The organism is Nocardia arthritidis (assembly GCF_011801145.1).
Classification (GTDB): Bacteria; Actinomycetota; Actinomycetes; order Mycobacteriales; family Mycobacteriaceae; genus Nocardia; species Nocardia arthritidis_A.
In genome coordinates, this window is sequence record NZ_CP046172.1 from 4,988,318 (window position 1) to 5,000,902 (window position 12,585).

The 12,585-nt window shown below is 67.5% G+C and carries 11 protein-coding genes; 4 read left to right on the plus strand and 7 right to left on the minus strand.

What is annotated here, in order from left to right; genetic code table 11:
- Window positions 1-96 precede the first annotated feature (96 nt).
- Both F5544_RS22625 and F5544_RS22630 read right to left on the minus strand, forming a co-directional pair.
- A complete protein-coding gene (locus F5544_RS22625) occupies window positions 97-462 on the minus strand; it encodes a hypothetical protein (RefSeq protein ID WP_167475043.1) in 366 nt (121 codons plus the stop codon).
- Entirely contained in the window at window positions 459-746 is a 288-nt protein-coding gene (locus tag F5544_RS22630) for a hypothetical protein (RefSeq protein WP_167475044.1), read from the minus strand. Before F5544_RS22630 ends, F5544_RS22625 begins: the two co-directional genes overlap by 4 nt.
- A gap of 304 nt (window positions 747-1,050) precedes the next feature.
- Between F5544_RS22630 and F5544_RS22635 the strand changes: the two genes are divergently transcribed.
- From F5544_RS22635 to F5544_RS22645, 3 genes are all read left to right on the plus strand, one after another.
- Entirely contained in the window at window positions 1,051-2,034 is a 984-nt protein-coding gene (locus F5544_RS22635; protein ID WP_167475045.1) for a PfkB family carbohydrate kinase, read from the plus strand.
- Between the two features lie 169 nt (window positions 2,035-2,203).
- Window positions 2,204-3,718: a PfkB family carbohydrate kinase gene (locus F5544_RS22640; RefSeq protein ID WP_167475046.1), complete on the plus strand. Its 1,515-nt coding sequence runs from the start codon at window positions 2,204-2,206 to the stop codon at window positions 3,716-3,718.
- Window positions 3,719-3,935: 217 nt separating this feature from the next.
- Window positions 3,936-4,628: a GTP cyclohydrolase II gene (locus F5544_RS22645; RefSeq protein WP_238847396.1), complete on the plus strand. Its 693-nt coding sequence runs from the start codon at window positions 3,936-3,938 to the stop codon at window positions 4,626-4,628.
- Here the strand turns inward: F5544_RS22645 and F5544_RS22650 are convergent.
- The 3 genes from F5544_RS22650 to F5544_RS22660 all read right to left on the minus strand — a co-directional run bounded on the left by F5544_RS22650 (window position 4,582) and on the right by F5544_RS22660 (window position 8,500).
- On the minus strand, window positions 4,582-5,016 hold the full coding sequence (locus F5544_RS22650; RefSeq protein ID WP_167475048.1) for a VOC family protein: 435 nt from the start codon (window positions 5,014-5,016) through the stop codon (window positions 4,582-4,584). The two genes, F5544_RS22645 and F5544_RS22650, sit on opposite strands and share 47 nt — an antisense overlap.
- Before the next feature lie 62 nt (window positions 5,017-5,078).
- Window positions 5,079-6,530 carry an HAD hydrolase-like protein gene (locus tag F5544_RS22655; RefSeq protein WP_167475049.1) on the minus strand — a complete coding sequence of 484 codons (1,452 nt, stop codon included), beginning with the start codon at window positions 6,528-6,530 and terminating at the stop codon, window positions 5,079-5,081.
- On the minus strand, window positions 6,503-8,500 hold the full coding sequence (locus F5544_RS22660) for an alpha/beta fold hydrolase (RefSeq protein WP_167475050.1): 1,998 nt from the start codon (window positions 8,498-8,500) through the stop codon (window positions 6,503-6,505). Before F5544_RS22660 ends, F5544_RS22655 begins: the two co-directional genes overlap by 28 nt.
- Window positions 8,501-8,768: 268 nt before the next feature.
- Here F5544_RS22660 and F5544_RS22665 point away from each other — a divergent pair, with 268 nt between their 5' ends.
- Window positions 8,769-10,595: an AMP-dependent synthetase/ligase gene (locus tag F5544_RS22665; RefSeq protein ID WP_167475051.1), complete on the plus strand. Its 1,827-nt coding sequence runs from the start codon at window positions 8,769-8,771 to the stop codon at window positions 10,593-10,595.
- A 54-nt stretch (window positions 10,596-10,649) separates the two neighbouring features.
- Here F5544_RS22665 and F5544_RS22670 read toward each other — a convergent pair whose 3' ends face one another.
- Window positions 10,650-11,183, minus strand: a complete 534-nt coding sequence (locus tag F5544_RS22670) for a YbhB/YbcL family Raf kinase inhibitor-like protein (RefSeq protein WP_167475052.1) — start codon at window positions 11,181-11,183, stop codon at window positions 10,650-10,652.
- Window positions 11,184-11,197: 14 nt separating this feature from the next.
- Window positions 11,198-12,553: a M20/M25/M40 family metallo-hydrolase gene (locus F5544_RS22675; protein ID WP_167475053.1), complete on the minus strand. Its 1,356-nt coding sequence runs from the start codon at window positions 12,551-12,553 to the stop codon at window positions 11,198-11,200.
- Window positions 12,554-12,585: the final 32 nt, after the last annotated feature.

Sequence of the window (12,585 nt, forward strand, 5' to 3'; positions counted from 1 at the left end):
GCACGCCCGACGCGGTTCGCGCAAAGCCCTCGGTTGCTCGCGCATGCAATCGCCCCCGCGCGAGGCCGATCGCTGTGCGCGAACCGCGTCGGGAGCTCATCGGTGGTGGGCATACGGCAGGTCGATGACTCGGTGCCGGTCGATCCTCGGTTGCGCGGCAACAGCTTCGGTCTGCATGCGCGCGGCGATTCGCTTGGCCAGCAGGATGATCGCGTGGTCGCGCAGCAGCCCCAGCCGGTCGGCACAGTCGTCGATTCTGGCCAGCTGCATGCGGTCGTGCACCCGGTCCGGATCGCTGAGCAGTTCGTCGAGTTCCATTCCGGCCGTTGCCTGTTCGCGGGTCAGGCGCCGGTCCGGCAGCCAGCTCAGCCGCCAGGCCCGGTCGGTGCCGGGCGTATCCCTGGCCGCCCATTCCGGGGTGATATCGCTGATGATCGTGGATTCGGTGGTGTAGAGGGTCATGGCGACCTCCTCTGGTTCAGCACGATGACCGCCTGCTGCAGCACGAGCCGCAGCAGGCCCGCGCACCGGGCCGCCCGGGCGAGCCGCAGCTCGTCGAGTTCGAAATCCGGTGTGCCGTGGATGATCTCGGCAAGTTCGAGTCCCGCGCGGGCCTGCTGTTCGGTGAGCAGCCGGTCCGGCAGCCAGCTCAGCCGCCAGGCGCGGACCCATTGATCGGTCAGGCGATCGGCCCGCTCCGGGGTCAGATCGCTGGTCATGTATTCGTCGGCGAATTCGAGAGCCATGGGCGCTCCCCTCGTGGTGCCGCTGCCTGCGTCCGCCCTGGGTGGCGGAGCCGGATGACCTTTCATCACCAGACCCTCCCGATTCTGGTGTGGCGGGAACCGCCCGAAATCAGTGTGGCATTTGACATCCCACAGGGTCAATGAATGTCTTTTGCCGTGACACCTTGGGAATTGACAGTTCCTGCCGCCGTTAAACCCGTTCCGGCGGCGGATAAATACGGAACTCGGTGCGCGGGGCCCGATCCCGAGAAACACTCCTATGCTGGTGGGGGCCAGCGACGTACCAGCTAGGGGGAAGGCGCGCATGACCCCGCGAAAGTCAGGCGGCTACACGGTGATCGGCGACGCGGTGGTCGACCACCTCTACCGGACCGACCGGTTGCCTTCCGAATCTCTACCCGCCCGTGGGCGATTCACCAGCAGCGTCGGCGGCCGGGGACTCAACTGCGCGGTTGCCGCGGCCCGGCTCGGCCTGCCGGTGCGGTTGATCGCCGCCGTCGGCGACGACGAGGCGGGCAGGCGGATCCTGGCGTATCTGCGGCGCGAGGGCGTCGACACGGATTTGGTGAAAGTCGTTCCGGGAGAACCGACTCCGGTCGACGCGCTGATCGTCACCAGCAGCGGCAGCACCGGCGCCATCGCACACCGGGACGAGGCGGTGCGGCTGCGCGAGGAGGACATCACCACCCCGGCCGCCCGCGAGGCGATCACCTCCGCCGCCGCCGTGCTGATCACCTTCGAACCGCCCGCGCTGGTCATCGAGCAGGCCATCCGGATGGTGCACGCGACACCGCATCGCCCGTGGCTGCTGGTGCAGCCCACCCCGCCGATCGGCATGCTCAGCTACTTCCGGCGCTACCTCGCCACCATCGACTTTTTGGTCGGAACCCGCGCCCAGCTCGGCACCCTGGTCCCCGGTTGCGCACCGTCGGCCGATTTCGACGCCGAGATCGCGCCGTGGCTGCTCGGCCACGGCGTCCGGTATGTCTGCGCCGTCGAGGGACTCGCCTGCCGGGTCCGCTTCGCCGGACCGGCGCTCGACATTCCCCGGCCCGCCGCGGCGGTGCTGGCCGAAACGCCCGGCGCGCGTTCGGCTTTCCTCGCCGCGCTGGCGCACCGGCTGATCCGGTCCGGACGTCCCGGACGTGCGGATTTCGTATTCGCCACCGCGGCGATGGCGGCGAGCCAGTCGTTCGGCGAGCTGCCCGACGCTATGCCGGTGGCAGACAGGATCAATCGGATCCTGGCACTGCCCAGCGACGCCGAGCCGACGCCGGAGATCGTCTGAAACGGTCGGCGGCGCAGCACGTTTCACCGACCGCGTCATTTGCCGCCAGGTCGGGTCAATTGCCGCGATATAGTGGTAATTGACGATTCCCTATTCGGTGAACCTGGTGAATGCGGTCTATCCTGAGCCGCGGCGCAATGCGGCAGTGACGACCACACGGAGGCATGGCATGGTCCCGCAGGACTCGGGCACGGTTGCCATCCGCAATATCCTCACCCGGCTGTGCAAACGCTCGGGCCTGAGCTCGGATCGCCTGCGCACCACCGAGATCGATGTCAAACCGCTGCTGGAACTGCCCGCAGTGCGCCGCTACGCCGAGTCCGAGGGCATAGACCCCGCCGAGGCGGTGCTGCCGGTGGTCCGCGAGCTGGCCCGCAAACTCGGCCCGACCAACCGGGTGATCGCCGACGCCGAACTCACCCTCGGCCTGCTCCGCGAAACAGATTGCACCGGAATCGATTTCGATCAGCTCTACGCTGCGGACCTGGGCGAGCGGCGGGCGTATCTCACCGACAACTGGCGCGGCCTGCACGAGGCCGTCGCGGCCGAACACATTCCGCCCGCACCGACGGTCCGCTCACTGCGCGCCACCCCCGAGCGGCGGGCCTTCACCGCGCTCGCCGGACTGCTCGCGCTCGACTCGGGATATCCGGCCGTCGGCGTGGAAGCCGCCACCGCGCCGCTCAATTCGGGTGCGGCGGGTGTCGTCACGGTGGTCGGCGAGGCCGTGATCTACCACATCTACCGGGTCGACGATATTCCCCGGGCCGGGGCCGCGATCGCGGGCCGGTTCGACGACCACCCCGGCGGCAAGGGACTCAACCGGGCCATCGCCGCCGCCCGGCTCGGGCTGCGGGTGCGGTTGGCCTGCGCGATCGGCGACGACGCCGGCGGGCGCCGGATCCTCGACCTGCTGCGCGGCGAACACGTCGACCATTCGCTGATCCGGACCGTCACCGACGCGCCGACACCGGTGAGCGCGATGATGGTGACCCGCACCGGAACCGCGGCCCTGATCACCGCAACCGACCAACGCATCCGGATCGACCCGCGCGACCTGGCGCTGCACGACGCCCTCGCCACCTCCGACGTGGTGATCCTCACCTTCGGCGGGCAACCCATCGAAATGGTCGAGCGGGTACTCGAATTGATCCGGCAGATGCCGAATCCGCCACTGCTGGTTGTCCATCCGGCGCCGCGAGTCGAGCAACCGCAGTACCTGATCCCCTACTTCGGCGTCATCGACTACCTGATCGGCACCCGCGCCGAACTCGCGGATCTGCTGCCCGCCACGTTCTCCGGATACGACGCCACCGACGCCCGACGCGATTTCGACACCGATACCGCACCCCGCCTGCGCGCCCTCGGTGTCGCGACGGTCTGTGCCATCGAGGGTTTCGCCTGCACCGTGCGCTCCGACGATGTGAACCTCGACATCGCCCGCTCCCCCGTCGCGCTGCTGGAGGAATCCCCCGGCGCCCAAGCCGCCTTCGCCGCCGCCCTCGCCTACCGCCTGATCACCACCGGCCGCACCGCCGAACGCCGCGACTTCGAATGGGCCACCGCCGCCATGGCCGCCACCCAATCCTTCGGCGACATCTCCGGCGCCATGCCCACCCTGCACGACATAGACCGAATCGCGAACCTCGAATCCCGCAAGGTGGCCCGGCCGCACGCCGGGTGACGGGAAAAAATCCTCGGTACACGAAGTCGGGACCACGCCGAGCGAATTCGGCCGGATAGGTCTATCGTCTCCCCACCGCACCGCATCGACGCCGTTGTCGAAAGGTCGCGGTGGCGGACACGCGACCCACATTCATCGCGGGCCCGACACGATGTGGCCGCTCACATTTCGGCCACCTCGCATCTCCACTCCCCACCCAGGAGCGTACGGAGGCACTGTGAGCAGCGAATTGTCATTCGAAGACACACGGCACATCTGGACCCGCAACGGGCGCCAACTCCCGGTCCGGGTGCTCGAACTACCCCACCAGCAGGACGGCGGCTACGCGCTGGTATTCGGTGAAATCGCGGACGATTGCCTCGTCCGAATCCATTCCCGCTGCCTCTACGGCGAGGTACTGGGCGCCGACGACTGCGACTGCGGACAGGAACTGGACAAATCCCTCGACCTCATCGCCCGCGCGGGCCACGGAGTTCTCATCTACCTGGAACAGGAGGGGCGCGGTCTCGGGTTGATCGCGAAGGCGCGCGGTATGGCATTGAGCCAGCGAATGGACATCGACACCTTCGAAAGTTACGAGCTACTCGGATATCCCGCCGACAATCGCTGCTACAAACTCGCGGCCGAAACCCTCCTGCTGCTCGGGCTTCGGTCGGTGCGGTTGCTGACCAACAACCCGCAGAAGGCGGATGCGTTGTGGGAGGCGGGCTTGCAGGTCACCGTCCTGGCGCTGCGCACCGAGGTCCGCAGTGAGCGCGCACAGCAGTATCTCGAGGCCAAACGACGGCATCGCAAGCATTGGATTCCCGACGACAGGACGCCGTGGGCGCCGGACCAGGCGATGTACGGTGACCCGGCCCCGGTCACTCCACCGCGTAGCGCGGGTCGCGGATATCGAGCGGCTCGGTGAACCTGAGGTAGAACCCAGCGGGATCGACAATGCGGAAATCCCTTGTCCCCCAGGGCTGCATCTTCAGTTGACCGACGACGCGGTCGTGGTCGTGGATCCGGTCGTACAGTCCGTCGATATCATCCACCATGAGCACCACCTCCACACCGTAGCCGCGCTGGGTCGAATCCGGGAATCGGCCGAAATAGCTTTGGTCGTAGACGAATTCGTTACCGCCCCAGAAGGTCAGGACATTGTTCTCCAATTGCACGACCAGGTAGCCTTTCTTGCCCTCCGGCGCCCGTTCCCACAGCACCTCGAAGCCGAGGCCGGTGTAGAAGGTCCGGACCGGATCGAAATCCGGCACGTGTAGCTCGACGAAAGTGCCCAATATCGGTGCCTCGCCCATTGTTTCGTCCCTTCTGTGTAGTTTGCCTCCCTACTGTCCCCCGGTGGATGCCCACCGAGGTCCTACAACCACAGCCGGAGCTGGGTGAGATCGCCGACGATGAAGCCCTCCGCCAATCCAGCGCGCCGGAAATCCGCACGATTGTCCAGTCCGGACAGCACGGCCACGAACGGGACGTCGTTGCCCGCCGCGGCGGTGTAGTCGCGCACACTGTCCCCGACGTACACGATTTCGTCGCGCTCGAAACCCGTCTCGGCGAGCCTGCGCAGCGGCCGCCGCAGCACCCGAGGATCGGGCTTGTGCGCACCGGTCTCTTCGCAACCGAAGACCTCGCCAGGGCCCGCGCCGAGCCCCAACCGCGCCAGATCCTGCATGATCAGCTCACGTTTGCCGGAACCTACTATCAGCCAGGGGATTCCGCGTCGCCGCAGCGCCTCGATCAACCCGCGCGCCCCGCGGGTCGGAATCGGTTTCTCCGCCGCCATGGCCGCGCCGTACGCGGCCTCGAACGCCACTGGATCGACCGCGGGCGCCAGCGCCGCCAGCATCGCATCGAACGGCAGGCCCCAGGCGGCCCGAATGGTCTCGATGCTCAGCGGAATACCGAAATCGGCTGCCGTTCTGCGCAATACCGGCCATCGGGTTCTCGCGGTCGCGGCGATCGTGTCGTCGAAATCGAGGATCATCGCCCGGCAGCGCGCCAGCAGCTCGGCGATACCCGGTGCGCCGCCGCCGAGGAGATTGTCGGCGATCAACCGGGCCTCGGCGACCAGATCGGTGATGCCGAGTCGCGCGAATATCGCCGCCGCGGCTCGCGCGTGCCGCCGCCCCTGCGGGTATTTCCGTTCCAGGACATCGATTTTCGCCAGGCCCAGGTGGCATCGCCCCGCGCTGGACGGCCGGTCGACCTGTTCGGCGCAGGTCAGCCCGCGCTCGAACAGCGGTCGCGCACCGCGCAGATTGCCCAACTCGTAATAGGTTTCGGCCAGATGGCTCAACGAGACGGCCGCACCCTCCACTACCCCCATCTCGTCATCCAGGCGCAGCGCCTCCGCGAACCGGCCACGCGCTGCCTCGAATTCACCCTCCCGCACCGCACACACCCCCAGTTCCACCAGTGTGGCCGCCCGGCCCTCGTCATCGGCGGTGGGCGGCGCGGTGGCCAGGATGCGTTCGAACAACGAGCGCGCCGTCGCGAACTCGCCGATACGCGAGGCGATGTGTCCACGCAGTCGCAGGGTTTCCCGGCGATCGGCCTCTCCCGCGGCCGCGGGCAGCGCCTCCTCGCTCGCCCGCAGGCAGCCCTCGGCCTCGGTGTATTCGCCGAGCCACACGTGCACCCGTCCGATGAGTGCGAACTGCCGGGCCCGCGCCACCGGGTCACCGGCCCGCAGCGCCGCCTCGGCAGCCTTCTCGCACAAGCGGATTCGATCGCGCCAGTGTCCGCGACCCCACAGGAAACCCGCCATGGATTCGGCGAAATCGATTACCGCGCGGTATTGCTCGGCAGGCACGCGAATGCCGTCTCCGCCTCGGTGCTCGGTCGATGATTCGCCGACTCCGATACGGAGGTAGGCGCGGTCGGCGAATTCCAGGATGTTCTCCCGCTCGCGTTCGAGCATGCGCACCGCGCCGGATCGGAATAGATATCGGCATGCGCAGCGGAATACGAACGGTAGTAACCGATGAGCCGGTCCTCGATGGCAACGCGGCGCTGCGGCGCATTCGTCAATTGCCGCAGCGCGTAGGCGCGGGTGAGTGGATGCAGCCGCAGCCGCCCCGGTTCGTCCGCTGCCGAGTGCAGAAAATCCACAAGCGCGGTGTCGGCGACGCACTGTATTTCGCGGCGCAGCCGCTCGCCATCGAGCCCGAGCGCAGCGCCGACGGCCTCACGCGACACCGTGACCGCGTGCAGCGCCACGGTAAGTACGACGACCTGCCCGGTCGGCGACAACACATTCCACGACCGGTCGAAGATCGGGTCGAAGATATCGTGATCGGCCGCGGCGCGCAGCCGTGCGATCGAGGAGCGCAAATCATCGCCGTCGTAACGCATCTGGGCCGCGGTGAGGCGAATAGCCAATGGATTGCCACCCGTTGCCGCAAGATACTCCCGCAGCAGCGCGCCCGCGCTGGAGGTCAGTGCCGCCACCTGGAGCCGATCGCCCTCTTCGTGAGCCAACCGGGCGCGGGCCTTGTCGTCGAGCCCGTCGAGGTCGATCGGCCACGCCTCGCGCGAATACCGCTGCCGGGCCGTGACGAGGAATTTGCTCCGCGCCGGGTCGACACCGCGAATCAACTCCCGGATCGACTCGTCGCCCGCGTCCAGATCGTCGATGATCACCAGACATCGTTCGCCGTTGAGGTGTTCGATCGTTCGTTTCAGTCGGTCGGCCGTCGGCAGGGCGCGCAGGTACCGGAAGTCCATCACCTCGGAGACGGCCTCGACGACGGCATCGAGCTGGGGCGTGCTCGCCGCCCGATCGCACCACATGACGGTGTCGAACTGTCTTGCACCGGAACGCTTCTCGGATTCGGTGAGGAGCCAGCCGATACGGTTCGCCAACGCCGATTTGCCCATACCGCCGAGGCCGGAGATACAGACCACCGGGTTGCGCGACGCGAGACCGTCTAGCGCGCGGCGCACTTCGGTCGCTCGGTCGACAAAGTTGATCGACAGTGCGGTGAGGTTGTGCCGCACCGTCGTTCGGGCGGGCGGCGGATCCGGTGGCGGTCGCGGCGGATCCGGTTCGTCGCTCGGCGGCCGCGCCACGAGCGCACCGAGCAGGTGACTGCGTAGCGTCAAGAACACAAGTGCCTGTGCAGAATCCGCAGCGATGATCGAGAAGTGATCGCCGGGAAGGGCTTTCACCTCGGGGAAGAGTCCGGCGGCCGAGGCGGGCCGGACGACGTTGTCGCTGGTGCCGGCGTACAGGTACAGCGGGATCGGGCAGTTCTGCGCGTCAACGGTTTTGGCGTACTGGATATGTTCCAGGACGATCTGCTGTGCGTCGGTCACCTTTTTCGCGATCGGGCGCAGCTCCGCCTCCTGCGGATGTTTCCAGAATCCGGATGCCGAGCGCCGCAGCAGGATGGCGAGTTCGGAGCCGGAGTTCGGACAGGCCAGCATCACCACCGCCGCGATCCGGCGCAGCTCCAGCCCGCGGCCGCGCTGGATCATCCGCGCCAGATATCGCTGCACGATCAGGCCGCCCTGACTGTGGCTGACGAGCACGATCCGCTCGTACGCCGCGACCCGCACGTCGAGGTAGGTGCGCAGATAGTCGGCGATGACGTCGTAGTCCGGAATGGCGCGCAGCGGGTTGAACCGGACCTTCGGGCTCTCGTACTGCATGGCGAACACGTCGAAATCCGACGTCAGCTCAGCGTCTTTCGCGATCCACGAGATGATGTCCGCCCAGGTCCGGGCGGACGAGAACAGGCCGTGCACCAGCACGACGGCCGCCCGCTTGGGTGTGTTCACCGCAGTTCCCCCACCGTCATCGATCGCGCCACCCCGGCACCGTCACCGAATAACGGTAGTCCGGGGCCAGCGGTATACGGCGGGCTTTCGCCTGGTCCGAGTCCAAGACGTTGCGCAGCCGCACGGTGATTGGCGTTACTGGCCGGTAATGCCGATCGCGATCGGCGTCGGCTGGCTATTCTGAGTGAGCCGCGCCACTCGGTGCCGGGTCATTCCGTATGTTGTTGCGCGGGGGTGGGGCGCCACGCTCAGATATCGGGACAAGGATATGACGACAGCAGATATCGGTTACGTGCACGAATCGGGTAAGACGGTTTATACGGTGCCCGAGGCGTTTCAGGAGACCAGGAAGTTGCGGCCTGGGCAGGTGGCGCTGCGGACGGTCGGCGGGACCCAGCAGATCACCTGGCGGGAGTACGGCGAGCGGGTCGAGGCGCTGGCGGCCGGGCTCGCGACGCTCGGCGTCGGGCACGGCGACACGGTCGGCATCATGCTCACCAATCGGCCCGAGTTCAACCTGATCGATACGGCCGCACTGCATCTGGGCGCCACTCCGTTCTCGGTGTACAACACCAGCTCCCCCGAACAGATCAACCACTTGTTCACCAACGCGGCGAACCGGGTGGTGGTCACCGAGCAGCGCTTCCTCGACGTAATCCGTTCGGCCGGAGTGGAACTCGCTCACATTATCGTCGTCGACGGACCTGCGGAAGGCGCGTCGACGTTGGCCGATCTCGAGGCGAATCCGTTGCCGGACTTCGATTTCACCGCCGCGTGGACCGCGGTGCGGCCTGACGATCTGGCCACGCTGATCTATACCTCCGGCACCACCGGCCCGTCCAAGGGTGTCGAGGTCAGTCACCGCAACGTGCTCGCGCAGGTCGCCGCGCTAACGAACGGGCCGTTGCGGGTCGGCTTCGACGACCGAGCCGTGTCGTACCTTCCCGCGGCGCATGTGGCCGACCGCATCTCCGCGCACGCCACCAACCTGCTCACCGGCGTGCAGATCACCACGGTCCCGGATCCGCGCGAGGTCGCGGCCGCGCTGCCCGACGCCCGCCCCACCACCTTTTTCGGCGTGCCACGGGTGTGGCAGAAGATCAAGGCGGGCCTGGAGGGCAGGCTCGCGCAGGAGCCGAGCCCGGTCAAGAAGGCGCTGGCCGGTTGGGCGATCAACACCGGAATCGCCACGGCCCGAGCCGATCTCGCGGGCCGGCGCGACCCGCTCCTGTCACTGCGGCACAAGGTGGCCGAGGCCCTGGTGCTTTCCAAGCTGCGCCACGCCATGGGACTCGACCAGCTGAAGGTCGCCGCCTCGGGCGCCGCGCCGATCCCACCGGAAACCCTCGAGTACTTCCTCGGGCTCGGCTTCACCGTCACCGAGGTATGGGGCATGTCCGAGACCACCGGCGTCGGCACCTACACCGAACTGGACAAACCCCGGCCCGGCTCGGTCGGCCGCGCCGTCGATGGGATGGAGCTGCGCCTCGCCGACGACGGCGAGGTGCTGGTGCGCGGCCCGATCGTCACCCGCGGCTACCGCAATATGCCCGAAAAGACCGCGGAGGCAATCGATTCCGAGGGCTGGCTGCACACCGGCGACGTCGGGACCCTCGATCCCGACGGCTACCTGCGCATCGTCGACCGCAAGAAGGAGCTGATCATCAACGAGGCGGGCAAGAACATCGCCCCCTCCAATATCGAGAACGCGGTGAAGGCCGTGTCGTCGCTGGTCGGCCAGGTGGTCGCGGTGGGCGATGCCAAACCGTATATCGCGGCGTTGATCGTGCTCGACCCCGACGTTGTCGCGTTGCGTGCCAAGGAACTCGGGATCACCGACGCCGATATCGCCGCCATGGCCCGGCACCGCGAACTCGTCGACGAGGTGGCCGCCGCGGTGCGGGCGGGCAACGCCAAACTGTCGCGGGTGGAGCAGATCAAGCGGTTCACGGTGCTCGCCGCGGTCTGGGAGCCGGGCGGCGACGAACTCACCCCGAAGATGTCGCTCAAGCGCAGCCCGATCGCCGCCAAATACTCCGCCGAGATCGATGTGCTCTACGCGAAGGAACCGCCGGAACACGTGGTCAACGTCTAGCTGTCCCTGGCGCGACTGCGGCCCTGAGCCGAAAGCTCAGGGCCGCAGCTGGTTTCACTGCTCGTAGGTGCCGATGATGGTGGCTCGCGCCAGGGTGTGCGAGAACAGGTTGAAGCCGAGGAAGGCGGGGCTGGCGTTCGCGTCGACCTCCAGCCGCTCCACATCCACCGCGTGCACCACGAAGAAGTAGCGGTGGTAGCCGTGGCCGGGCGGCGGGGCCGCCCCGACGAAACCGTTGAAGCCGCCGTCGTTTCGCAGCTGCACCGCGCCCTCGGGCAGCACGCCGCCCTCGCTGCCCGCACCGCGCGCCAGCGAGGTGACGCCCGCCGGGATGTTCGCCACCTCCCAGTGCCAGAATCCGGAGGCGGTCGGGGCGTCCGGATCGAAGCAGGTGACAACGAAACTCTTTGTCTCCGCCGGGAATCCGGACCAGGACAGCTGCGGCGACACATCCTTGCCGCCCGCGCCGAATACGCCGCTCACCTGATCGTTCGGTAGCGGCTGACCGTCGGTGACGTCCTCCGAGGTGACCGTGAAGGACGGCACCTGCGGCAACGCCGCGTAGGGGTTGTACGAATAGTCGGGCACGACAGGTCCTTTCGCTAGCTGTTCAGTAGAAAGTGTTCCAGTACGCGGGTTCCGAATTCGAGCGACGCCACCGGAACCCGCTCGTCCACCCCGTGGAACAGCGCGGAGAAGTCCAGCTCCGGCGGCAGCCGCAGCGGCGCGAAGCCGAAGCAGCGAATTCCCAAGCGCGCGAACGCCTTCGCATCGGTGCCACCGGAGAGCATATAGGGCACGGTGCGGCCGTCCGGGTCGTGGGCGAGGATGGCGGCGTTCATCGCGTCGACCAGATCACCGTCGAAGGTGGTCTCATAGGATTCCAGGTTGGTGATCCACTCGCGCTCGACGTCCGGACCGATCAGCTCGTCCACCTCACGTAGGAAGGCCTCCAACCGGCCGGGCACCACACGGCAGTCCACCACCGCCTCGGCGGTCTGCGGGATGACGTTGGCCTTGTAGCCGGCCTGCAGCATGGTCGGGTTCGCGGTATCGCGCAGGGTGGCGCCGATGATCCGGGATATGGTGCCCAGTTTGGCCAGCTGCCCGTCCAGATCCGGGCTCGCCGGATCGAATTCCAGACCGCTCTCCTCGGCCACCGCGGCCAGGAATTCCGCCACCGAATCCGAAATCACAAGGGGGAAGGTGTGTTTCCCGAGCCGGGCGACCGCGTCGGCCAGGATGGTCACCGCGTTGTCCTCGTGCAGGAACGAGCCGTGCCCGGCCCTGGCCTTGGCGCGCAGCCGCATCCAGCCGAGCCCCTTCTCGGCGGTCTCGACCAGATAGAACCGGCTCTCGGTGCCGTCGCGGCGCGGCACCGTCAGCGAGAATCCGCCGACCTCGCCGACCGCCTCGGTGACGCCGGCGAACAGGTCGGGCCGGTTGTCCACCAGCCAGTGCGAACCCCATTTGCCGCCGTTCTCCTCGTCGGCGAGGAAGGCGAATACTATATCGCGCGGCGGCACCGTGCCTTCCAGCTTGAACTGCCTGGCCACGGCCAGCATCATGCCGACCATATCCTTCATATCGATGGCGCCGCGGCCCCACACGTAGCCGTCGCGGATCGCGCCGGAGAAGGGGTGCACGCTCCAGTCGGCGGCCTGGGCGGGCACCACGTCCAGGTGGCCGTGCATCAACAGCGCGCCGCGATTCGGGTCGGCGCCCGCCAGCCGGGCGAATACATTCCCGCGTCCGGGCGCACCGGATTCCACGTATTCGGTGGTGTAACCCGCCTGATGCAGCTGGTCGGCCACCCACTGGGCGCATTCGCGCTCGCCCTTCGTGGTGGCCAGCTCGCCGGTGTTCGAGGTGTCGAACTGGATCAGTTTGCTGACCAGTTCCACCACCTCGCCGACGGCATGCGAGTTTCGGTTCGGATCTTCGACGGTTGCGGACACGTACCCTTTCCTACCATCTGGCGTGTCGCGCG